22 protein-coding genes are annotated in these 21,921 nt (G+C 45.9%); 16 read left to right on the top strand and 6 right to left on the bottom strand.

Going from position 1 to position 21,921, the window contains the following annotated elements; translation table 11 throughout:
- The first annotated feature begins 179 nt into the window (after positions 1–179).
- The 4 genes from SNR34_RS26420 to SNR34_RS26405 all read left to right on the top strand — a co-directional run bounded on the left by SNR34_RS26420 (position 180) and on the right by SNR34_RS26405 (position 3,068).
- The gene (locus SNR34_RS26420) at positions 180–614 is read left to right on the top strand and encodes a MarR family winged helix-turn-helix transcriptional regulator (RefSeq protein WP_486180557.1); all 435 of its coding nucleotides are present in this window, start codon (positions 180–182) and stop codon (positions 612–614) included.
- On the top strand, positions 601–1,629 hold the full coding sequence (locus SNR34_RS26415; RefSeq protein WP_486180556.1) for a beta-carotene 15,15'-monooxygenase: 1,029 nt from the start codon (positions 601–603) through the stop codon (positions 1,627–1,629). Before SNR34_RS26420 ends, SNR34_RS26415 begins: the two co-directional genes overlap by 14 nt.
- Before the next feature lie 13 nt (positions 1,630–1,642).
- A complete protein-coding gene (locus tag SNR34_RS26410) occupies positions 1,643–1,975 on the top strand; it encodes a hypothetical protein (RefSeq protein ID WP_236414791.1) in 333 nt (110 codons plus the stop codon).
- 292 nt (positions 1,976–2,267) lie between these two features.
- A complete protein-coding gene (locus SNR34_RS26405) occupies positions 2,268–3,068 on the top strand; it encodes a Cof-type HAD-IIB family hydrolase (RefSeq protein ID WP_236414790.1) in 801 nt (266 codons plus the stop codon).
- Positions 3,069–3,180: 112 nt separating this feature from the next.
- Here the strand turns inward: SNR34_RS26405 and SNR34_RS26400 are convergent, their stop codons facing one another.
- Entirely contained in the window at positions 3,181–4,071 is an 891-nt protein-coding gene (locus SNR34_RS26400) for a helix-turn-helix domain-containing protein (RefSeq protein ID WP_486180555.1), read from the bottom strand.
- 178 nt (positions 4,072–4,249) lie between these two features.
- Here SNR34_RS26400 and SNR34_RS26395 point away from each other — a divergent pair, with 178 nt between their 5' ends.
- The 5 genes from SNR34_RS26395 (at position 4,250) to SNR34_RS26375 (ending at position 8,302) form a co-directional block, all read left to right on the top strand.
- Positions 4,250–5,572, top strand: a complete 1,323-nt coding sequence (locus SNR34_RS26395; RefSeq protein WP_486180554.1) for an MATE family efflux transporter — start codon at positions 4,250–4,252, stop codon at positions 5,570–5,572.
- Between the two features lie 63 nt (positions 5,573–5,635).
- Complete coding sequence (locus SNR34_RS26390) at positions 5,636–6,265, top strand: DapH/DapD/GlmU-related protein (protein ID WP_236414783.1); 630 nt, start codon at positions 5,636–5,638, stop codon at positions 6,263–6,265.
- A gap of 24 nt (positions 6,266–6,289) precedes the next feature.
- On the top strand, positions 6,290–6,457 hold the full coding sequence (locus tag SNR34_RS26385; protein WP_486180553.1) for a hypothetical protein: 168 nt from the start codon (positions 6,290–6,292) through the stop codon (positions 6,455–6,457).
- Positions 6,458–7,169: 712 nt separating this feature from the next.
- A complete protein-coding gene (locus SNR34_RS26380) occupies positions 7,170–7,772 on the top strand; it encodes a hypothetical protein (protein ID WP_343262633.1) in 603 nt (200 codons plus the stop codon).
- Positions 7,773–7,846: 74 nt separating this feature from the next.
- On the top strand, positions 7,847–8,302 hold the full coding sequence (locus SNR34_RS26375; protein WP_339274602.1) for a DinB family protein: 456 nt from the start codon (positions 7,847–7,849) through the stop codon (positions 8,300–8,302).
- Positions 8,303–8,407: 105 nt separating this feature from the next.
- Here SNR34_RS26375 and SNR34_RS26370 read toward each other — a convergent pair whose 3' ends face one another.
- Complete coding sequence (locus SNR34_RS26370; protein ID WP_486180552.1) at positions 8,408–9,259, bottom strand: aldo/keto reductase; 852 nt, start codon at positions 9,257–9,259, stop codon at positions 8,408–8,410.
- A gap of 172 nt (positions 9,260–9,431) precedes the next feature.
- Here SNR34_RS26370 and SNR34_RS26365 point away from each other — a divergent pair, with 172 nt between their 5' ends.
- Positions 9,432–9,881, top strand: a complete 450-nt coding sequence (locus SNR34_RS26365; protein ID WP_486180551.1) for a MerR family transcriptional regulator — start codon at positions 9,432–9,434, stop codon at positions 9,879–9,881.
- 24 nt (positions 9,882–9,905) lie between these two features.
- On the opposite strand, the gene SNR34_RS26360 is transcribed toward SNR34_RS26365, so the two are convergent.
- Genes SNR34_RS26360 through SNR34_RS26350 form a run of 3 tightly spaced genes read right to left on the bottom strand, consistent with a single transcriptional unit; the run spans position 9,906 to position 12,230 of the window.
- Complete coding sequence (locus SNR34_RS26360; protein WP_486180550.1) at positions 9,906–10,772, bottom strand: DUF4097 family beta strand repeat-containing protein; 867 nt, start codon at positions 10,770–10,772, stop codon at positions 9,906–9,908.
- 35 nt (positions 10,773–10,807) lie between these two features.
- Positions 10,808–11,506 carry an ABC transporter permease gene (locus tag SNR34_RS26355; RefSeq protein ID WP_236414770.1) on the bottom strand — a complete coding sequence of 233 codons (699 nt, stop codon included), beginning with the start codon at positions 11,504–11,506 and terminating at the stop codon, positions 10,808–10,810.
- The gene (locus tag SNR34_RS26350) at positions 11,499–12,230 is read right to left on the bottom strand and encodes an ABC transporter ATP-binding protein (RefSeq protein ID WP_486180549.1); all 732 of its coding nucleotides are present in this window, start codon (positions 12,228–12,230) and stop codon (positions 11,499–11,501) included. Before SNR34_RS26350 ends, SNR34_RS26355 begins: the two co-directional genes overlap by 8 nt.
- A 183-nt stretch (positions 12,231–12,413) precedes the next feature.
- On the opposite strand from SNR34_RS26350, the gene SNR34_RS26345 reads away from it, so the two are divergent.
- Both SNR34_RS26345 and SNR34_RS26340 read left to right on the top strand, forming a co-directional pair.
- A complete protein-coding gene (locus SNR34_RS26345) occupies positions 12,414–13,133 on the top strand; it encodes a response regulator transcription factor (protein WP_486180548.1) in 720 nt (239 codons plus the stop codon).
- On the top strand, positions 13,124–14,227 hold the full coding sequence (locus SNR34_RS26340) for a sensor histidine kinase (RefSeq protein WP_486180547.1): 1,104 nt from the start codon (positions 13,124–13,126) through the stop codon (positions 14,225–14,227). Before SNR34_RS26345 ends, SNR34_RS26340 begins: the two co-directional genes overlap by 10 nt.
- A gap of 325 nt (positions 14,228–14,552) precedes the next feature.
- On the opposite strand, the gene SNR34_RS26335 is transcribed toward SNR34_RS26340, so the two are convergent.
- Positions 14,553–15,467, bottom strand: a complete 915-nt coding sequence (locus SNR34_RS26335) for an AraC family transcriptional regulator (RefSeq protein WP_236414766.1) — start codon at positions 15,465–15,467, stop codon at positions 14,553–14,555.
- A 169-nt stretch (positions 15,468–15,636) separates the two neighbouring features.
- Here SNR34_RS26335 and SNR34_RS26330 point away from each other — a divergent pair, with 169 nt between their 5' ends.
- The 4 genes from SNR34_RS26330 to SNR34_RS26315 all read left to right on the top strand — a co-directional run bounded on the left by SNR34_RS26330 (position 15,637) and on the right by SNR34_RS26315 (position 21,706).
- Entirely contained in the window at positions 15,637–16,512 is an 876-nt protein-coding gene (locus tag SNR34_RS26330; protein WP_486180546.1) for a fumarylacetoacetate hydrolase family protein, read from the top strand.
- 23 nt (positions 16,513–16,535) lie between these two features.
- Positions 16,536–18,002: an alpha-ketoglutaric semialdehyde dehydrogenase GucD gene (gene gucD / locus SNR34_RS26325; RefSeq protein ID WP_486180545.1), complete on the top strand. Its 1,467-nt coding sequence runs from the start codon at positions 16,536–16,538 to the stop codon at positions 18,000–18,002.
- A gap of 17 nt (positions 18,003–18,019) precedes the next feature.
- Positions 18,020–19,996: a YjhG/YagF family D-xylonate dehydratase gene (locus tag SNR34_RS26320; protein ID WP_486180544.1), complete on the top strand. Its 1,977-nt coding sequence runs from the start codon at positions 18,020–18,022 to the stop codon at positions 19,994–19,996.
- Positions 19,997–20,068: 72 nt separating this feature from the next.
- Positions 20,069–21,706, top strand: coding sequence for a glycoside hydrolase family 43 protein (locus SNR34_RS26315; RefSeq protein WP_486180543.1), 1,638 nt, complete (start codon positions 20,069–20,071; stop codon positions 21,704–21,706).
- The last annotated feature ends 215 nt before the right edge of the window (positions 21,707–21,921 follow it).

The following is a 21,921-nucleotide window of genomic DNA, read 5'->3' as shown; positions in this document are numbered from 1 at the left end:
GAAACAATAGGCCAATCAAGGGACCAATAAACAGCAATATGATCGCTGCGCCGATCCCAACGATAGCATGGAGAATGTCCCAGACAACAAAAGTGAATATTGACATAAAATTTAATCGTTGAAATTAAATTAACCACCCTTTATTATTAAGTTATCTTAATAATAAAGGGTGGTTAATATTGGAGCTTGTTGAGAAAATAAATAGTTTACAAACGCAGTTGAATATACAATTAGCAAGCAAATACGAAAAGCATATCGATAATCAATTAACGGCTAAACAAGTGTTAGTTTTAGAATTAATTCGATCTGGGGTTAATTCAACAAAAGCTTTGGCAGATAACTTAAATGTATCGACGAGTGCAGTCAGTCAATTATTAAATAAACTCGAAGTTAATGCGTATATCACTAGAGCAATAGACCAAGAAAATCGAAGAAAAATAAAACTCCAATTAGCTGAGAAAAGTGAAAAGTATTTTGATCAATTAATATTACTAGAGAAAGAAATGAATGAAAAACTATATGGGATGCTACCGATAAAAGATCTGGAACATTTAGCACGTATACTCGAAAAACTGACAAAGCTAGCAGGGGATGAGCAGAATGACTTGGATTGAGAAAGCAAAATCAATGTGGTTCATGATGCTGGTTTTGATTTTTAGTGGCAACTTTTTGCTATATCAAACTACAATAGGTTCAAAGATATTACTCGAAGAATCCCATAGTATAGTTCTGGGTTCAATGTTAGATTTAATTATTTTATTGCCTTTGTTCCTGATGCTTTATCGAAATAAATTCACGGTTAAATCAGCCATTATCCTTTCAGCATTAGGGTGTATTTTAATTCGATTTCTTATACCAACTTCATTGCTAGAGCCTTATGAAACGATTACTTGGATAGGCATCATAGCAGAAGGTTGTATCATTCTTTTTGAAATTTTGTTAATTTTTACATTTTTCCGTTATATACCGAAGATACTAACTGAAGTAAAGAGAAGTAATCTTCCTATCGTTTTTTCTTTTTCGCAAGCCGTGAGGCTTTACGTTCGAAACAATCCAATTATTCAAATAATTTGTTCTGAATTGCTTATGCTTTATTACGCATTCGGCAGTTGGAAAAATACAGCGCCAATAGGAATCACAATGTATAAAAAATCGAGTTTTATTGCATTCCAAATCATGTTAATCCATGCCATGATATTAGAAACATTAGGAGTACATTACTGGCTGCATGAGATCGCTCCAGTTTTATCGATTTTTTTATTAGTGCTGAACATTTACTCGGTTATTTTTTTCTTAGCGGATATACAAGCGTTGCGTTTAAATCCAATTTATTTCGCTAATGAATCATTTTATCTGTCATTAGGTTTAACGAAACGTGCAAAAATTGATTATTCCAATGTTGAATTAATGATTGAAGATTCAACAATTTTAGAAAGTAAACTCTCCAAGGACACTATTGACTTTGTAATACGTGATTTTGAAAAGGCATGTCCCGATTTAATTTTAAAAATGAAAACTCCTCAAAAAGTGACACTCTTTATGGGAATTGAAAAAGAGTACAACTATGTAGCAGTCAAAACGGACAATCCTATTGAATTGAAAGAACGCATTATAGCTAATATGGACTAGGGTTGTACAGTGCTTGGCTGATTTTGATCTGCCATTTGTAAGTAAAAAGCTGACTATAATCATTAAACTAACGGTAACGTTAATTCAATACATCCAAGAACGCAGCCGATCAACCTGGTCGGCTGCTGTTTTAATTAACGGACAGTTTAGTTTAGTAATAGAGAAAATTTTTAAAATTGTATTGGATATGGGATATGATGTATCAGAGAGCTTATTTGTGATAATAGGGGGATTTATAATGAACATTGTTTTTACAAATGATTCGGATTACGAATGCATTAAAGGCAGAGACCGTCATATTTCAGAGAACCTCATATCCGCAAAAATAAAGGGGAGAGAAATCTAGATCATAAGAAACCTTGATTCAATGATCAACTTTATCTGTCAAAGGGTTCTCCGTCCGATCCAGATGAACGCGCTTTCGATGCCGATCAGTTGCGTTCATGGATAAAGGAAAACATTTCTGCAATTCATTTATTGACATGAAACCAGTTACATATTTTAATCTTGTTTTGTAGCGAGTAGAACATAGATAAGCATGTTACCAAGTCGTTATGATTTTTTTTAGATACTTTTTAAATTACTATTATAAAGTGTCTGAAAAAGTGATTTATGAAATTTCACAGGAGGCGAATACAATGATTAAACTTGTAGTCACGGATTTAGACGGAACATTTCTGAACAATGAAGGTCTGTACGATGTCGAGCTTTTCAAAACAGTTTATGCAGAGATGCAGCAAAAAGGAGTCACATTTGTCGCATGTACCGGCAAACAATGTGAACGTGTTGAGAAATTGTTTGACGAGCATGGCAAAGGCGTTTGGATACTGGGTGACAGTGCTGCTCGAATTAAAAAAGATGGCCAAGTGGTTAAAGAATTTAGTATTGATCGGGATCTCGCCCTACAGGCGATTGATCGAATTCAAGACTTTGACAACAACATGACCCTGATCGTCTGTGCAAGCGACGCTGCTTACGTTCATTCTTCCATTTCAGAGGATATGTACAAGGTGGTTAAAGGCTCTTATGAACGTGTAGTGAAAACAGATTCCTTTGCAAACATAGATACCCGTTTTATCAAAATTACGGTCTTCGATACGGAGGGGCGAAGTACAGCATTAAGAGCGCATGTGGAGAATACGTTGGGTGGACAAATTTACATCGTTGATTCGGAAGCCAGATGGCTGGATATTACGGCATTGCATACGCATAAAGGTGAGACAGTAAAGAAACTGCAAGAAATGTTGGGCGTCACCTACGAGGAAACCATGTCATTTGGTGATGGAGAGAATGACGTGGAGCTTATGGCCATCGCAAAATACAGTTTTGCAGTGAGTAATGCTTGCGAAAATACGAAAAAGGCAGCGAGCTTCATTACGAAGTCAAACGAAGAAAACGGTGTTCTTCTCACGGTTCAAAAATTACTGGACTTGCAGTGATCGTTCCTTATCCATTGGTACTGCATTGACTTGACGGGGCCATAATTGTCCCGTCTTTTTTTGTTTTAGCTAAAGAAATAACATCTTCAAGGGTGCCCCCTATTACCTTGATTCACGTTAAGTCGATATTCGCAACTTGTTTTCGATAGTTTTGCGGAACCATGCCCATCTGTTTACGGAAAATGGACGAAAAATAACTAGCACTTTGAAAACCGCAGGCAAGTGCAATTTCACTTATGGATCTTCTTGTTTCTTTTAACATTTCGCAGCTTTTTTGAAGGCGATATTGAGTGACATAGTTGCCCGGCGTCTGGCCCACATACTTGTTAAATAATGTGCAGCAGCGGCTTCGGCAAACAGCTCCTGCGGAGGCGATGTCCTCGAGAGTTATTTTTTGATCATAATTTTGATGAATGAAACGAGTCATTTCTTGGACATGCGTCAATACTCCAGGTTGCCCAGAAATGGGCTGCAAATGGTCCCCTATTGCTGCACACAAAGATAAAGCTTGTGATGCCAGACGAAGCGGATTGGGAGGAGCATGGTCCTTGTGCATTTCCTGATAGATTTCTTGAATGGACCGTAATATGCTTTGCTGCCAATCAACCTGATCGGTAAGCACAACAAAATCAGCCATCGTTAAACTAAACTTTTCCCCCCAGTATGTTTGAATAAATGAAGTCTTCTCGCCAAGGATCGAGGGATGAACGACGACGACAAGGAATAAACAATCGTTATGGTCTGCAGGAGAATAACCGAAATGCAAACGCTGGCTATTCACAAAAAGCCCATCCCCTTGATGCAATCGAGTGATCTTTCCGTTGACAGAGAAATCCATCGATCCTTGCAATACGTAGATAAACTCGATGTCCAAATGCCAATGCGCGACTGCTGCATAATTGTTAAATTGATGCAGGCTTCCCTTTCGGACATAGAGCGGTAAATCAGGAAGATTATAATTCAAACGTTCCGATAAATCCGAAAATACCTCTAAATTTGTCATCAAAGAGACCATCCTTTAGAAATATACGATTTTTATAAAATTATAGCCAATATTAATGGAAACAACAACGATATTATCCTATCCTTATATTGTGAAGATCAGTGGAGAGGACAGGATATAGGTGGTAAACCGCATACGACTCAAAGGATCTGGCCATCGTGATTTTGATCGGGAGTTAATGACGCTCGTCATTCCCATTGCATTACAAAATTTAATATCGGCAACCGTCATATCCGTTGATGTACTTATGCTGGGTATGATTAGCCAATCTGCAATGTCAGCGGTATCACTCGCAGGGCAAATTACCTTTGCATTAACCTTGTTTTACATGGGGATATCAGCGGGGGCAAGTATCCTCACTGCGCAATACTGGGGGAAGAAGGATACTTCAACCATACAGCGCATTTTTAACATCGCTTGCATGTTCTCCCTTTGTGTCTCTATTTTGTTTGGTTTATCTTCCTTCTTTTTTCCGGATACACTTTTGCGTTTATTCACCAATGATGCAGAACTGATTCAATACGGCTCAAGATTTTTGCAAATGAATTCCGTTTCTTATCTTGTGATGGGAATATCCCAGATGTATCTCAGTGTGATTAGAAGTATGGAAAATGCAAAACTTAGTGCATGGATTAGTTCCTTATGTTTGATTTTAAACATTTTGTTGAATGCCATTTGCCTTTTTGTTTTGTTCCCGTCCAGGCCCGAACTGGCCATTTCAGCCGTAGCTCTTGCCACGGTTTTGGCACGGGTTGTTGAACTCGCATGTTGTATGTTTCACTCCATCACCAAGGGCCCCATTCGTTTTCGTATGATGCCCATATATGACGGCATTCAACGGAATTTATTAAAAGATTTCTTGAAATATACGCTGCCTGTACAGGGGAATTATATCGTTTGGGGAGGAGCTCTTACCGCGACTGCTGCCATTATTGGCCATGTGAACTCCGATATGGTAGCTGCAAATTCCATAGCGTCTGTAGTTAAAAATCTAGCCGTTGTACTCTGTGGAGGCATTGCTACTGGGGGTTCTGTACTTGTTGGAAAGTATTTGGGGCAGGGTGAAATCGAGAAAGCAAAGCATGCGGGCAACAAAATGTGTTTTTATGCTTTGATATTTGGAGTCATTGCAGGCTGCACGATTCTGTTCATTAAACTATTGATATATTCCATCGTCAATTTGAATCCAACGGCTCAAAGTTACCTAGATGGCATGCTGTACATTGGGGCTTATTATTGTATAGCCAAATCGATAAACTCCACAACGATCGCGGGCATATTCACAGCTGGTGGGGATTCTAAATTTGGATTATGGTGTGACACGGTTGTTATGTGGTTCATTATTCTGCCGCTTAGTTACCTATGTGCTTTTGTTTGGCATGTACCACCGATCCTTTTGTATATCGTCATCAACTTAGACGAGGTGATTAAATTACCCATTGCTTTTATGCGATACCGACAGTTTAAGTGGCTTAACAACATCACTAGAAACTTTGTATAAATCCGATCTTAACCAAGACTTATGCAATTGAATCTAAATTTATATACAAAGGAGAAATTTCGAATGAATATCCAGGAACGAATGGCTTGCAAACAATTATTCACCGATGATGATGCCAATTATCCGAAAGAGGCTGAAGCGTTGGCCAAAGCACGCCAGCGAGGTAAGGCGTTATGCTATGAAATTAACCATTTGCATCCGGATGATGTTGAAAAACGCAAAACGTTAATGAAACAACTTTTTGGAAGCATTGGAGAACATGTATGGTTGGAGCCGCCCATTCGCATGTCGTACGGTTCAAATACAACCGTAGGAAATAATGTATATATCAATTTCAATCTCACCGTGGTTGACGACTATAAAGTTACCATCGGTAACGATGTCATGTTTGGCCCGAATGTTACGATTGCTGTAACGAATCATCCTGTACATCCAGAAAAGCGCAAAGAGGGCGGGATGTTTGCATTACCCGTGGTCATCGAGGATGGGGTGTGGATCGGAAGCGGAGCGATTATTGTACCAGGAGTCACCATTGGCAAAGGGAGTGTAATTGGTGCCGGCAGCGTGGTAACCAAGGATATTCCTGCGAATGTAATCGCTGTTGGAAATCCATGCAGAGTTCTTCGGGAGATTACGGATCATGATAAAGAGTTCTACTATAAAGATATGCGTTTTGATCAGGTTGAATGGTAAACCTTCCAGAGAGGAGTATTTTCGATGGAAATCATTTATTTCATGATTACAATAGTCTCCCTTTATTTTGTCATTAGAGCCATTGTGCATTCACGCCACACCCAATTGGTAGCGAATAAAATGGAAAAGCAGTTTGAACATTACTTTAATGAAGATGCCTATCATAATGATCAGCACAAGGTGTCACATTGATAGAATTGCATGATTAGCAAATAAAACGTAGCAAAATGCTAGAATGACCAATCGTTTAATCAGCAAGGTCATTATGCTAACGGGAAAAATAGCACAGTAAGAGCAAGTAGCAGCCGATCATTGTGATCGGCTGCTTTGTTCATTTAACGTTAACGGGCAGGATCGTTTCGACGTGTGGCGTTATCACGCGGAATTGCTAAAATGAAGCGATCTGCACGAATTGGAACTGTGTGGTAAAATATAGAAGGATAATCTTAAAAAATGGGGGAGGATCCAAATATATTATGATCCATAACCTCTACCGGAAACTGGTTCCTCTCTTCTTAAAGAACAATCTAGTTCAGGTAGCAGCTCAGTTTTTTGTTTCAGGGATAATCGGAGTTATATACGGATGTATGTTAATTGACGAAACTATAGGTGGATATATTAATAAAGTCTTGCCGAGTAGTGATGGGCCGGATCTCTATTTATATTTGCCCCTTGTGATTACTGTGTTCATTTACTCGTACTTCATTCAAAAGAAACAAAGAATTCTACTGGAAAAAATCTCATGTAGTTGTCTTCATAGTTTCATTGCCGTACTAAGCTGTATCTTTTCTTGTGTAGTTTTACTTTTGATTTAATCCCATTTAGGTTACGCTAACGGAACACCTATAACCAGACGCGGGCTGGTCGTTTTTCCTGTAATTGAACCCATGTAAAGGAGAGATCCATGTTGAAACGGATGCCTTTTGAACGCCCAGTGGAGCATTATGACGAGCGAATTTATAATATTGATGAACAAATTTGTGAATTATTGAAACTCCGTAAGCAGCTATCCAACAACAATCCTGGTTTCCCTCCCTTTGAATATATCTCTAAATGGGCTGAAACGTTTGAACTTTACGAGGACTTTCTGAAAGCCGTTTTTGGAACTTTTAGCAGTGAAGAGCATTTTAAGCCCATGGTTGAACCGTCGGATTTTAGAAAACATATCCCCCTGCTAAAATCAGTCGAAGAAGGGAACTGCTTTTATACTGTAAACTCAATAAGGCAGTATAGTAATGCTAGTGTAGTGACTTTTAGTATGGATTGGGATGTGACTGAGACACCTCCAACTTCTAACAATCACAGCTATTTTGAATTGAAAATGGGAGAACAGTATGATTGCCGAATGATGAATGGCGGCAGCCACTCAGGTCATGCTTCATTTAACTATGTAATATCTCCGCCATTACCCGATCAAACTTCAGGAATTGAATTAACGTTCATAGAATATAGGAAGCCGTTCAGTGACAATGAGACGGGAACAAAAATAGTCTTCAGAATGGAATAGCTTCAACCGAGAATCCATTAAACGAATGGGTCCCAGCAGGTTCCAGTTGATGAAACGAAGAGGGGGAAGCGCAAATGAAGACGATCAAGTGTATGATGGACCATCTGTACTGGGCGGACGGACGCATCCTGGACGCGCTCGAAGAGAGTGGGACGAAGAACAAAGACCTTCTGAAGCTGGTTAGGCACGTCGCGGTCGCGGAACGAGTTTGGTTATCCCGATTGCAGGGCAAGGGCAGCGCTTCATATTCGCTCTGGGAGGAAACGGAAGACCTGACGGCAATCCGGACGATGTTCGAAGAAAATGCCGCGCAATATCGCGTCTACATCGAAGGACTCGAGGAATCCGAGTTGGACGAGATGATCGATTATGCGAACCAGAGCGGGTTGCCGTTCCGATCATCCGTCCGGGACATCCTGTCGCAGGTTATCCTGCATGGGCAATATCACCGGGGACAGATCAACCGGGCACTTCGAAGCGAATCGGCAGAGCCGGTCCAAGTCGATTACATCACGTTCGCGAGGCTTTAACAGGGCGGGCTTTAAGTAAATAAGGACAGGGGTCAACTCAGACCGAGCTGTCCTTTTTCACTAGATAAGGAAAAACACGTGATAAGTTTAGGATTCGATCATGGTTTACAGATCCACTCTCCAGTTGCCCATCATCCTGGCGACTTCCGGATCGCGGTACGATAAGAAAAGACTTTCCCGCGTATCGAGGGCCGCAATTTGTTCGATATCGTTCGCGCTTAACTCAAAATTGAAAATGTCGAAGTTTTCGATGATCCGCTCTTTTTTCACCGATTTTGGAATGACAACGACTTCACGCTGAACAAGCCAACGCAACACGACCTGGGCGACGGACTTATTGTGTTTTGCCGCGATTGATGTCAGCACTTCGTTGCTGAACATGTTGTTAAGCCCTTCAGCGAACGGCGCCCACGACTGGTGTTGTACTCCCTGTTCTTTCATAAAAGCGGCACTCTCGATTTGCTGATAGAACGGGTGCGTTTCGACCTGGTTGATGGCGGGCACGATTTCATTATGCACAATGAGGTCCATCAGACGGTCGGGCAGGAAGTTGCTGACACCGATCGCCTTGATCTTGCCTTCGCGGTACAGGTCTTCCATTGCACGCCAAGCGCCGTAGTAATCGCCGAACGGCTGGTGAATAAGGTAGAGATCGAGATAGTCGAGCTGCAGCTTCTTCAGGGATTTGGCAAAAGCCAGCTTGGCACTCTCGTATCCGGCATCCTGAACCCAGAGCTTGGTCGTGATGAACAGCTCCTCACGCGGCACGCCGCTGCGCTTAATCGCGCGTCCGACCGCTTCCTCATTCAGATAACCGGCAGCGGTATCAATCAAGCGGTAACCGGCCATCAGCGCTTCGTATACGGCGTTTTCGCATTCTTCTGCATCCGGAATTTGGTAGACACCAAAACCGATCATCGGCATTTTCACGCCATTGTTCAATGTTACAGTTTGCATTGTAATTCCTCCTAGTGTTTAATTGAAAAACGCAAACGGCCACGAAACTCGGAAATCGGGTATCTCAGCTCGCCTTCCGCTTACGGTCGATTTGCATTACAATAAACCTACCACCTTCGTGTTACACGAAGGCAAGCGTCTTTATACATTTATTTTTCAAGGAGGGTTTCACATGCATACGGTCAAAGAAGCCGCCCTCATAACGGGACTCACCGAGCATGCAGTACGCTTTTACACGGATAAAGGTCTGGTGCCAAGCGTACAGCGCAATCAACACAACATTCGCATGTTTGACGAAGAATCGATCAACTGGCTGCATGGCATCAAATGCCTCAAGCAATCCGGGATGCCGATTGAGGTCATTAAAAAGTACGTCGATCTCTGTCTTGAAGGGGATTCGACCCTCCCGCAGCGCTACGCACTCATGATGAAGCACAAAGAGGAGGCAATCGCCAAGCTTGAAGAAGCCAAATTGCACGTTGCTCATCTGGAACAAAAAACCGACCTGTATCAGGCCATTTTGGAGCACCGCTCTCCAGACACGATGAATCCTGGCAACTGGGACAAAATCAAGCATATGCATAGTGATGTATTTTACTCGCCCTCTGTTCAAAAGGCATGAGTGATATTCGTAAGGTAACCGGTATTATTTTACAGTTATCGTTCCTGCATGGCTGACAAGCTCCAGTGTGTTAGATCCATCCCCAATTGTGCCCTCTATCGATTTTTCCGTGTTCTGCTGCTCCATAAAGCCATCGAAGCCAACACGGATATCCGCCGAGTCACTGCTTGCCATCAGCTTTAATGAAGCAGGAGGTGTAGTATAAGCTACGGTGATATCTCCGGAGTTTGTTTCTACGTGCAGCCATTTTCCTTCCTCAACTTCCGTGACGGATACTTCCCCGGCCGTTGAAGTGATGGTCATATCAGGACTGGTTACACGGGTCAGGGAGCTGTCGCCGCTGCCGGAAGTTACCTTTGATTCGTTTAGTGAGCTGTCTTTCAGCGTGAATTCCCCATCCTTGGATGTGAACTCTCCCTTGTCTGCGGAAAGTCCTTCAATATGCTCAGAGCCTGAATTGTTGGTAAGGAAAATGTTTTGGGTCGCTATGTCCTTCATCTTAATATCGCCTGCGTCGTTGTTGAGTGTAATCGTATCGATTTCATGATCGGGAATGGAGATATAGATCGTGCCATTTTTGCCTAATGAAAATCCCCCTGTGATTCCTCCTTGATCTTGCTGGGTGATGATCATTTTGTTCCCATCCTGATTAATCGTTACCGGATCGCTCTTTCCGTCCAACTGCTTTCCATCGCAAATGACGATGATGTTCGGGGAATCTGTATGCTGGAACTCGATATCCCAAGAATCATTATGAACTTCAATTTCTTCTATGCGTTTTGCCTCAAAGGATGTTTCATGGTGATAACTTGCTTTTCCTATTCCTTGGCAGCCACTTACCAGCACACCAATGGCCATCAGGACAAGCAAAGCGGTTAGCATTTTTCCCATGCTCTATTCCCTCCCCTTATGTACGGAGCACATTATTAGGCCACGTCGTTTTGATCGATTTTGTAAAAAGAAAGATAGCCGAGGAGAAGACCAAGCAGACAGAGTATGATCGGAATGGCAATGAATTGGAACAGGCTGGACGAGCTTCCTCCGTCAGACACCGTGGCGTTAACCAGAAATCCAATGATGACAGCGGATGTAATGGTGGAAGCCGTCGACTTTTTTCTCATGCCAAAAATTAGCGGAATCAGGCTGATTCCTGCGATCATAAAGGCGTTTAGCAGCGTTGACGGAAGGGTGGCAGCCATTTCATCAAGACGAACCGGTGCGTCAAATAACCCTAGGATCGGATTCAGGAAATACGTTAACAGATTAATCATCAACGTCGTTACAAGGATGCTGAAGAAACAGAATACATACACGATCAATAACTTGGCTTGCATTATTTTTTTTCGCTGCTGCGGATAGGTGAACAACACTTGGATCATCTTGCTCTTATATTCTTCAATCACTAAACGGGATAAAATCACGCTTGCGAAAATGATAAAGGTGATCCGGATCAAAATATCCGTTAAAGACATAAATTCGGCATAATCCATAGGTTCGCTCTCGCCCTGGGTACCCAACGTCATAAGGACAACGGCAGCGTAAATGGCCACCATGCAAATGAAGACCCCTTTAAGATTGTGAGATAGATTGTTTTTTTGCCATTCGAGTTGGATAAGTTTAAGCATAACGTTGGCCCCCATGAATGAGATTGATGAAATACTCTTCTAACGATCCCGCATGTTGTTTTCGGATGTCTTCCATCTTGACTTCTTGTAAAAAAGTGCCTTGATGAATAATGCCAACCGTATCGGCGACCGATTCGATTTCCGACACAATATGACTCGAAATTAAAATGGTTGTTTTGTATTTTTTCTTTAATAACAGCAGAAGCTCCCGCATTTCTTTAATCCCGATCGGATCAAGGCCGTTGATCGGTTCGTCGAGGATGAGAATATCCGGCTTCGTCACGATCGCACGTGCAATGCCTAACCGTTGTTTCATGCCCAGCGAGAATTCATGGATCTTTTTCTTCCCTACTCCTTGCAGACCTACGATCTCCAGCGCGTCCTTGATCGCAGGCTTATCGCTGTAGTCCATATACCTGCAGTGAAACTCCAAATTCGTTTCCGCCGTCAGCCGATCGTAAAATACGGGATATTCAATGATGCTGCCGATTCTTTTTAAATATTGATGGGACGTTGGCGTAACGATCTGATTGAATACCCGGATTTCACCGGAAGAGGGTTTGACCAAATTTAATATCATTTTCATAATCGTTGTTTTTCCTGCCCCGTTCGGACCTAAAAAACCGTAAATTTCTCCTCTGTCGATGCTCATATTGACGTTCTTAATGGTATCTATGCCCTGGAACGTCTTACTGACTTGATGGATTTGAATGATGGCTTCCATTCCTGAGTTCCTCCCGATCATTTATGGATGTGTTACCCTAAGCTTAGGGAATGAAAGTAAAAATAAAGTAAACGGTACGGAAAAAACACGTAACATTTTACTTGAATCAACCTCCTGAATTTGTAAATGGAGTAAGATAGAAAGAGAAGATTCAGGACACGTTTGAAATGAGGGAAGATCAACATGGAATCTGCATCCATACTGGCCGTCGATGATGAAATCGGCATTTTGAAGCTGCTGGAGATCACGCTTCGGAAAGAGAATTTCACGCATATGGACACGGCATCATCGGGCAGAGACGCGTTGCAGCGCGTCAGAGAAAAGACGTATGATATGATTTTGCTGGATATCATGCTCCCGGATCTAAGCGGCTTTGAGCTCTGTACGGAGATTCGGAAACATACGAATGCACCGATTATTTTCATAAGCGCCCGCTCCACCGACTTCGACAAATTAACGGGGCTCGGGATCGGCGGAGACGATTATATCACCAAACCTTTTAATCCGTTGGAGGTCGTTGCCCGAATCAAGGCGATCCTTCGCCGGGAAAAGATCCTGAAACGCGCGTATCAACAAAATACGGCATACGATTACGGGTACTTCTCATTTCATCCGGAGTCGGCCACGTTAACCGTGAAGGGCCAAACCGTCGATTGCACGGCGAAGGAGCTGGACCTTCTTCATTTCTTCTGCAAGCACCCCAATCATATCTTTACGACGGGCCAGCTATACGAGTTGGTATGGGGAAATGATGTGTTCGGGGAAGAAAAAACGGTTACGATTCATATTTCCAAGCTGCGCAAGAAGCTCGGCGACGATACCCGAAAACCCAAAATCATCGTGAATTTAAGAGGAATCGGTTATAAATTCATCCCCCCGAATGAGGTACGGCTATGCGAATAAAAACTCGATTCACGATTCACTTGGCATTAGGGCTCGTGCTGTGGCTTCTGGGTACGGGGATATCTATTGCTATTATTGTGGAAGGCCTTCTTCCCTCGCTTGGTTTTCACATCAATATGGATGATGAGGGTCTTATCGTAGGGGGGATTTTCGGGGTTAGCACGCTGCTATGCATCGCTTTGTTCGGCTGGTATTTCGGCGGTCCGATCGGCTTCCTTATGTCCTGGATTCAGCAGCTCTCGCGGGACAATTACATGCAGCCCGGCAATATGGCGAATATATATAACCGAACCGGAAAATTACGCATGCGGTACCGCTTGTATAAGGAGGTGCTCCAGCAGCTTCAATCCTTGGGCAGTATCTTGCAAGCAAACGAAGTGGAGAGAAACCGGATCGAACAAGCCAAGCAGGAATGGATTGCGGGGATATCCCATGATTTGAAAACGCCCTTGACCTATATCAGAGGATATTCGGCTCTCTTATTAAATGAGCAATACGAGTGGTCGAAGGAAGAGGCGATGTCGTTCATCCGGGAAATGGATGGCAAAGGGAAGCATATGGAGGAATTGATACAAGATTTGAGCCTCGTCACACAGCTCCATAGCGCTGAAGGCGCGCTGCCACTGCAGAAGACGATGCAGGATATCGTCGAATTTACCAAAAGGGTAGTTGCGGATATCAGCAATACTCCGCAAGCAAGCAGCTACCGCTTGCATTTTCAAGCAGATCCGTCGGTCATTCACGTCGATTTTGACATGAAATACATGCAGCGTATCCTGCAAAATATTATGATGAACTCCATCATCCATAACCCGGAACATACGGATATCTACGTCGAGATCGAGGAAACAGGAGAGCATGCGACGATTCGCATTGCAGACAACGGCGTAGGCATGCCGCCCCATACGGTAGAACATGTATTCCAGCAATATTTCCGTGGCACTACGACGGATGCTGCTTCCGAGGGCACGGGATTGGGCATGGCCATCGTCTATAAGCTGGTTCAAGCCCATAACGGCACGATCACGGTTAAAAGTGAACTCTCACAAGGGACCTCGTTTACCATTCGATTGTTGAGATCAAATCCACACTAACGGATCGTTTTTAACGAGGACGGAACCATTCTTCAGGCGGAAAATGGCTTCCTGCGGCTTGAATGGGGGCCTTTTGAAGGAAAAGGGGAGAACGTGTATTACTTACAGAAGGCGCGAGCTTGGCTTCATTTACCTTAGAATTAACGGCTTAGCAGGTTCGACCTGCGTAATGAAATAGCAGCTGCTGGACGCCAGCAGCTGCTATTTCATTTGAACATCCGCAGTGCATATTTCGATGTGATTTTTGTAATGCCCTACGTGGGGGCCTGAGTATCTTATACGGAGACGTGTTTCGTACAGCTCTCCGTTGGAATGAGCGGATTCTTCAATGATCAGGATGGTCGGCTGCTGGAGCCTGCTGGGAATGGCTGCGAAATTCGCTTGGCGCAATGCCTGTCCACCGCTTGAACTGCCTGCTGAAATGCGCATTGGTCTTATATCCTAACATCATCGCAATGTGGTCAATGCTCAGGTCGGTTTGCTTTAACAGCCGCTGGGCTTCGTTCAGAAGGGTTTCTGATAGAAACTTGCGCGGTGCTGTGCCATATACCTGCCGAAAAATTCGATTGACCTGCGACGGACTAATGTTCAGCGACTTGGCAATGTCCTGGATCCAGGTTCGCTCGCTATCCCGGATTTCACCATGAAGATGGATATATCTAACGGAATCCTCAATGTGCTCAGCGATTTGATGGGCGATGGCTTCTTTTCTGGATAAGGTCACGGATGCGTTCTGAGATAACTGGCCGACCAGGGAGCCGAGCAATTCGAATACGGCAGCATGCACCTTCATTTGTTTGGAGGAAGACAGCGGGATGGATAAGTGCTCCGTGGCCAGATCATACAGCGTACACAGTGAAGAGGAAAGTCCCAGGGCTAAATTCGAATCTGCCGGATAATAAATATCCTTGGACCGGTTGAGCTCTCTGCAAAAGGAGATATCATGTACGCTGAAATGAACGGAAAAGTAAGAGAAGCCCTGCGGTCCGGCACCGGTGCAGGAATGGGTCATGCCGGGGCGGATGAACAGAAGGTCTCCAGCAGACTGACTGTACAACTGTCCGTTAACCACCATGTCCATCTGACCGTTCAACATCCAGTGGATTTCATACATGGAATGCTCATGGGATGGATACGTCCAGTTGGAATCTACTTTTCTTGCATGCAGCCCCAGTAACTGAAAAGACATGCGAACATCGGGTAGACGGCCTAAATACATGGCTTCCGGGATTTTGGTCACAGCAACCTCCTCTTAATGCTCTGTATTCCAAATACTGATAAATTCATATTAACAGAAAAAAAATGCGTGAAAAGGGTAAGTCGTCGGAGTGATTAGCACATCGTCATGAATCTTAGCTGATGCTATGGTAGTGTTATCACCCCGAAGGGGAGAATGGGGGCAAGCATGAATGAGAATTATTCGATTTCTGGATGGACAACAGAAGTGGCTGGCAGCAGTTACGGATGATGAAAAAGCCTATCGTTTGCCGCAAGCAGATTTCATGACGCTGATCTATCAAGCAAGGGAGCGGGGAATTTCTCCGGTTCAACTGATTGAAAGCGCTTTTAAACCGCTGAACGAGCTGAGCGGCGACTGGACTTCCCTGCACCTGATCACACCCGTGGAAGCTCCGGAAGTATGGGCGGCGGGTGTAACTTATCAGCGGAGCAGGGAAGCGCGAAACTATGAAGCAACGGATGGCAAGCTGGATGCGAACACCTTTTACGACAAGGTATATGATGCAGAACGTCCCGAGATCTTCTTCAAATCCACAGCAGCCCGCACCGTTGGACCGAATGAAGCGGTTACCCTTCGCAGCGATTCCACTTGGCAGATCCCGGAGCCAGAGCTCGGACTGGTGCTTGCCGCAGATGGCACCATTGCGGGATACATCGTGGGCAATGACATGAGCTGCCGGGACATTGAAGGGGATAACCCGCTCTATCTGCCGCAGGCCAAAATATGGCGCAGTTCCTGCTCGATCGGTCCGGCGATTCGTCTGGCGGAAACGGTCCGGAATCCTTATGACCTTAACATCGTCTGCGAAATATTCCGCGATGGGGAATCGGTGGTGAAGAGTGAGGCCAGTACAAGTGAATTAAACCGTAAGCTGGATGAACTGGTTTCCTTTTTAGCAAGAGACAACGATTTGTTTGACGGCACGGTTCTACTGACAGGTACCAATATTGTACCGCCCAATGATTTTACGCTTGAATCCGGAGACCGTATTGAAATATCCATAAGCGGGATTGGGACTCTCGTTAATCCTGTCATTTCAAACTAGTTGACTTAAGGAGGATGAAGGCGATGAGCGTTTTTCAGTTAGAGCAGACCTATAACAATTTTATTAACGGAGAATGGGTGAAGGCAGCGTCCGGAAAGACGGAACCCAGCATGAATCCGGCGAATCGAAAAGAAATCGTAGGGCATGTGCCTGTCTCCGGCGTAGAGGATCTGAACGATGCTGTGGCAGCGGCAAAAGCGGCTGCGAAGACCTGGCGGAGATTAACCGGCGCAGAACGGGGCAATTATCTTTTTCAGGCAGCAAACGTGCTGGAACGCCGGGCCGACGAGGTGGCGGAAGCCATGACGAGAGAAATGGGGAAAACATTTCCTGAAGCCAAAGGAGAGACGATGCGCGGCGTCGCCATCTTGAGGTATTACGCAGGGGAAGGCATGCGCAAAACGGGTGATGTGATTCCGTCGACGGATAGCGAAGCATTAATGTTCACGACCCGTGTACCGCTTGGCGTAGTCGGCGTAATTGCGCCATGGAACTTCCCGGTGGCTATTCCCATCTGGAAAACGGCACCTGCTTTGATCTATGGCAACACGGTTGTATTGAAGCCGGCCCAGGAAACGGCGGTTACGGCAGCCAAAATAATGGAATGTTTTGAGGAAGCCGGCATTCCGGCCGGGGTTCTCAATCTCGTGTGCGGCAAAGGCTCGGTAATCGGTTCCGCACTTGCCGAGCATCCGGATGTGAACGGCATAACGTTTACAGGCTCCAATGAAGTCGGAAAGCGGGTCGGCGCTGCAGCCCTTGCTCGTGGAGCCAAGTACCAGCTTGAAATGGGCGGCAAAAACCCGATCATCATTGCAGCCGACGCTGATCTGGATCTCGCTGTAGAGGGAACGATCAGCGGCGGCCTGAAATCAACGGGTCAAAAATGCACGGCCACCAGCCGCGTTATTATTGAACGCAAAGTTTATGATGCTTTCAAAGAAAAGCTTCTGTCGCAGATACAAGAAATCCGGTTGGGCGACGGCATGTCTGCCGGCAGCTGGATGGGGCCATGTGCAAGCGAAGGACAGCTCAACACCGTACTGAGCTATATTCAAAAAGGACAGGATGAAGGTGCAGTACTGCTCGCTGGGGGAAAAAGACCGGACAGTCCTGAGCTTGCAGAAGGATTCTATGTCGAGCCGACCGTGTTTGAAGGTGTCAAATCACATATGTCCATTGCCCGGGAAGAAATATTCGGCCCGGTACTGGCCTTGATTCCGGTGGATTCCCTTGAAGAGGCTGTAGCGTCGGCAAATGACAGTGATTATGGTTTAAGTGCTTCGATCTACACACAAAATGTCGGGGCTATGCTTTCGTTCATCCGGGATATGGATGCCGGACTTGTAAGAATCAATGCGGAAACGGCCGGTGTAGAGCTGCAGGCTCCGTTTGGCGGGATGAAAATGTCCAGTTCGCATTCCAGAGAGCAGGGACAAGCGGCTGTCGAATTTTTCACCGCCATCAAAACCGTCTTCGTGAAGTCATAAACTGCGGGGAGGGTATCATGTACGAACAGATCATGTCGATTATGGGGGAGAAGGAGTCCGACTTCTTCGGGATTACAGCTCATGCTCCAGGGGCTGCAGGACGTCTGCCTTTGACCGACGATTTGCTGCGAAATGCTCCAAGCGGCGACTTGTTCGGCATGTCCCAGAATGTTGGAATGGGCTGGAAGCCTGGAGAATTAAACGGAAAACAGTTTCTGATCCTGAGTACGCAAGGCGGTATTCGAAACGAGGATGGCAGTCCCGCTGCTCTCGGTTATCATACGGGGCACTGGGAGGTTGGTCTGCTGATGAAGGCGGCGGCAGAAGAACTGTCCAGCCGCGGCGGAATCCCGTTTGCCGGCTATGTCAGCGATCCTTGCGACGGCAGGTCGCAAGGAACAACCGGCATGTTCGACTCGCTGCCTTACCGGAACGATGCCGCTATCGTATTCCGCAGATTGATTCGATCCCTGCCCACGCGAAAAGGCGTGCTCGGCGTTGCAACTTGTGATAAGGGACTGCCCGCCATGATGCTCGCGCTGGCAGGTATGCCGCAGCTGCCAGGAGTGATCGTTCCCGGCGGCGTTACCCTTCCGCCTACGAACGGAGAAGACGCGGGTAAAATTCAAACCATCGGCGCAAGGTACGCCAATGGTGAGCTTTCGCTGGAAATGGCATCGGAATTGGGATGCCGGGCTTGCGCTACACCGGGCGGCGGCTGTCAGTTCCTGGGGACAGCGGCAACAGCCCAGGTGGTAGCCGAGGCCATGGGCATGACGGTGCCTCATGCCGCTCTGGCCCCTTCAGGGCAGCCGATCTGGATCGAGATGGCACGGCAATCCTCGCGTGCACTCATCCATATGGAGACCCAAGGGATGAAGATGGCGGACATTGTCACAGATGCATCGATTCGCAATGCAATGATTGTACATGCCGCGTTCGGCGGATCTACCAATCTGCTTCTTCACATCCCGGCGATCGCTCATGCGGCTGGTTTAACGCTGCCCGGCGTTCAGGACTGGATTCAGGTCAACAAGAATGTTCCGAGACTGGTGAGCGCTCTGCCGAACGGCCCCATCTTTTACCCGACTATTCGTGTTTTCCAGGCCGGAGGTGTCCCCGAGGTCATGCTTCACCTCAGGCAGCTTGGTTTACTTGATGAGTCTGTTCCGACAGTAAGCGGCACATCTTTGGGGCAAGTGCTGGATTGGTGGGAATCGTCAGAACGCCGCCATGTCATGCGGAAACAATTGAAGGAGAAGGACGGCATTGATCCGGACAGCGTCATCATGAATGCAGAACACTCGCAGCGTCTCGGGATTTCCTCCACCGTGACATTCCCGACCGGCAATATTGCCCCCGAAGGCTCGGTTATCAAATCTACCTCCATCGACCCGGATGTACTGGATGAGCACGGGGTATATCGTCATCGGGGTACAGCAAAGGTGTTTACAACGGAGCGTGAAGCGATCCGGGCGATCAAAACAGGCGGAATTCGGGCAGGGGACATCATCGTTCTGCTTGGACGCGGGCCCTCCGGGACCGGGATGGAGGAGACCTATCAGCTTACGTCTGCGCTCAAGCATCTGTCCTTTGGAAAATACGTGTCACTCATTACCGATGCCCGGTTCTCCGGTGTGTCCACCGGTGCGTGTATTGGGCATGTTGGTCCCGAAGCGCTGGCCGGCGGGCCGATCGGTAAACTGCGGAACGGTGACTTGATTGACATTGTGGTGGATCGAAGCACCCTGGATGGAAGCATTAATTTTGTCGGAGAAGAAGGCATGGAGGTTTCCCCCGAAGAAGGAGCACTCATCCTGGCACAGCGGCCTTTTCATCCGGATATGCGGCCAGATGAAGCGCTGCCGGAGGATACACGATTGTGGGCAGCACTGCAATCCGTCAGCGGTGGTACGTGGAGAGGCAATGTGTACGATGTCGAACGGATCATAACGGCTCTGGAGGCTGGCAAAAAAGCGCTGGGGTGGCACTGAAACCAAGCAACTCTGGCATCATGTTCTTACCTGTTTTGTACAGTTACCATTTACTTACCGGAGGTTTCTTTAATGAATACGATCAAAAATAGGATTACCAATCCCGTTCTCCCCGGTTTTCATCCTGATCCCTCCATATGCCGGGCTGGGGAAGATTATTATATCGCTACGTCTACCTTCGAGTGGTTCCCAGGTGTACGCATCCACCACTCCAGGGATCTGGTTCATTGGCGCGCGATGGCTGCTCCGTTGACTCGCATGGCTCAGTTGAACATGGAGGGAAATATTAATTCGGGAGGCGTATGGGCCCCTTGTCTCAGCTACGATAATGGCGTGTTTTATCTGATATACACCGATGTGAAGAGCCGGATAGGCGCTTTTAAAGATACTCATAATTATCTTGTAACAGCAACGGAGATTGAGGGCCCTTGGTCCGATCCGGTATATTTGAACAGCAGTGGCTTTGATCCTTCCTTGTTTCATGACGAAGATGGACGCAAGTGGCTGGTCAATATGATCTGGGATCACCGCAAAGGCAAAAACCGGTTTGCAGGCATCGTCCTGCAGGAATATTCGGTTCAGGAACAAAAGCTGGTCGGACCCGCGGTTAACATTTTTAAGGGAACGGAACTGGGACTGACGGAAGCGCCTCATCTGTATAAACACAACGAATACTATTATTTGATCACAGCTGAAGGCGGAACTGGATACGAGCATGCCGTTACGGTTGCCCGCTCTCGTTCGTTACAAGGTCCTTATGAGGTTGATCCGGCTAATCCGATTCTCACTTCACACGGCAGGACGGATTTACCGCTGCAAAAGGCCGGTCACGGCAGTCTCGTCGAGACGCACACGGGCGAATGGTACATGGCGCACCTAGTGGGAAGACCTGTTCAGGAGAAACACTGCATCCTTGGTCGTGAGACGGCTCTGCAGCGTTGTACTTGGAGTGATGACGGATGGCTAAGGCTTGCAAGCGGGGATCGGTATCCGGAGCTTCAGGTGACAGCACCGATGATCAAGCCGCACCCGTTTGAACCGCCAGGGGAGATGGACCATTTTGATCAGGCCGAGCTTCGCCACGATTGGAATACACTTCGCATCCCGCCGGATGCAACATGGCTTAGTCTGACGGAACGTCCAGGTTATTTACGCTTGCATGGGATGGAATCGATGAGTTCAACGCACAGACAAAGCATGCTTGCCCGCAGGTTGCAGGCTTTTGAGTGCGAAGCCGAGACGTGCCTGGAATTCGCGCCGGACCATCCACAGCAAATGGCAGGACTTATTCTGTATTACGATACTCAGGATTACGTCTACCTACGGGTAACGCATCATGAAGACAAGGGGTTGTGCCTTGGCATCATTCAGTCCAAATACGGGGTATATGATGAAGTTTTGGAGGAGGACATTCCACTGAAATCGGGGCATCGGATTCGCTTAAAAACCGTGGTCGATCATGATCGTGCCTGCTTTTACTATGCGTTAGACGATGATCCGTCATGGGTTCCGGCAGGCGGGTGGACGGATATCACACATCTGTGTGATGAATCCCCGGAATACATCCGGTTCACGGGAACCTATATCGGTCTTTGTGTGCAGGATCTTGGCGGGACCCGGAAACACGCTGATTTTGATTACTTTGTTTACAAGGAAACGAACAACCCAACGGCCTCCGATGAAAAAGGGACCAATTCGATTCACATCTGAACGAACCTCCTTGTTGTATACATTTTTGGAATATTAACTTGAGCTTGCTTCGTAATCGGCAGATGACTCCTATGTTCATTAGGGGTCATCTTTTTTATTGTCATTGAAATCCGACATGCTTGAGATCAAAAAATGAATGAACTATAATTTGTCAGGTTTTGGAGCGGAGAATAATATAGTAATATTTACAAATATAAGTCAAATTCTTTTGCAAT

This window comes from Paenibacillus sp. XP01, assembly GCF_057364885.1.
This window is presented reverse-complemented; position numbering and strand designations above follow the sequence as displayed.

Excerpts from the sequence above, each read along its gene's own strand:
- SNR34_RS26415 (WP_486180556.1), top strand. The coding sequence starts at position 601 with ATGACTTGGATTGAGAAAGCAAAATCAATGTGGTTCATGATGCTGGTT.
- SNR34_RS26405 (WP_236414790.1), top strand. The coding sequence starts at position 2,268 with ATGATTAAACTTGTAGTCACGGATTTAGACGGAACATTTCTGAACAAT.
- SNR34_RS26400 (WP_486180555.1), bottom strand. The coding sequence starts at position 4,071 with ATGACAAATTTAGAGGTATTTTCGGATTTATCGGAACGTTTGAATTAT.
- SNR34_RS26395 (WP_486180554.1), top strand. The coding sequence starts at position 4,250 with ATGACGCTCGTCATTCCCATTGCATTACAAAATTTAATATCGGCAACC.
- SNR34_RS26390 (WP_236414783.1), top strand. The coding sequence starts at position 5,636 with ATGAATATCCAGGAACGAATGGCTTGCAAACAATTATTCACCGATGAT.
- SNR34_RS26385 (WP_486180553.1), top strand. The coding sequence starts at position 6,290 with ATGGAAATCATTTATTTCATGATTACAATAGTCTCCCTTTATTTTGTC.
- SNR34_RS26380 (WP_343262633.1), top strand. The coding sequence starts at position 7,170 with ATGTTGAAACGGATGCCTTTTGAACGCCCAGTGGAGCATTATGACGAG.
- SNR34_RS26375 (WP_339274602.1), top strand. The coding sequence starts at position 7,847 with ATGAAGACGATCAAGTGTATGATGGACCATCTGTACTGGGCGGACGGA.
- SNR34_RS26370 (WP_486180552.1), bottom strand. The coding sequence starts at position 9,259 with ATGCAAACTGTAACATTGAACAATGGCGTGAAAATGCCGATGATCGGT.
- SNR34_RS26365 (WP_486180551.1), top strand. The coding sequence starts at position 9,432 with ATGCATACGGTCAAAGAAGCCGCCCTCATAACGGGACTCACCGAGCAT.
- SNR34_RS26360 (WP_486180550.1), bottom strand. The coding sequence starts at position 10,772 with ATGGGAAAAATGCTAACCGCTTTGCTTGTCCTGATGGCCATTGGTGTG.
- SNR34_RS26355 (WP_236414770.1), bottom strand. The coding sequence starts at position 11,506 with ATGCTTAAACTTATCCAACTCGAATGGCAAAAAAACAATCTATCTCAC.
- SNR34_RS26350 (WP_486180549.1), bottom strand. The coding sequence starts at position 12,230 with ATGGAAGCCATCATTCAAATCCATCAAGTCAGTAAGACGTTCCAGGGC.
- SNR34_RS26345 (WP_486180548.1), top strand. The coding sequence starts at position 12,414 with ATGGAATCTGCATCCATACTGGCCGTCGATGATGAAATCGGCATTTTG.
- SNR34_RS26340 (WP_486180547.1), top strand. The coding sequence starts at position 13,124 with ATGCGAATAAAAACTCGATTCACGATTCACTTGGCATTAGGGCTCGTG.
- SNR34_RS26330 (WP_486180546.1), top strand. The coding sequence starts at position 15,637 with ATGAGAATTATTCGATTTCTGGATGGACAACAGAAGTGGCTGGCAGCA.
- gucD (WP_486180545.1), top strand. The coding sequence starts at position 16,536 with ATGAGCGTTTTTCAGTTAGAGCAGACCTATAACAATTTTATTAACGGA.
- SNR34_RS26320 (WP_486180544.1), top strand. The coding sequence starts at position 18,020 with ATGTACGAACAGATCATGTCGATTATGGGGGAGAAGGAGTCCGACTTC.
- SNR34_RS26315 (WP_486180543.1), top strand. The coding sequence starts at position 20,069 with ATGAATACGATCAAAAATAGGATTACCAATCCCGTTCTCCCCGGTTTT.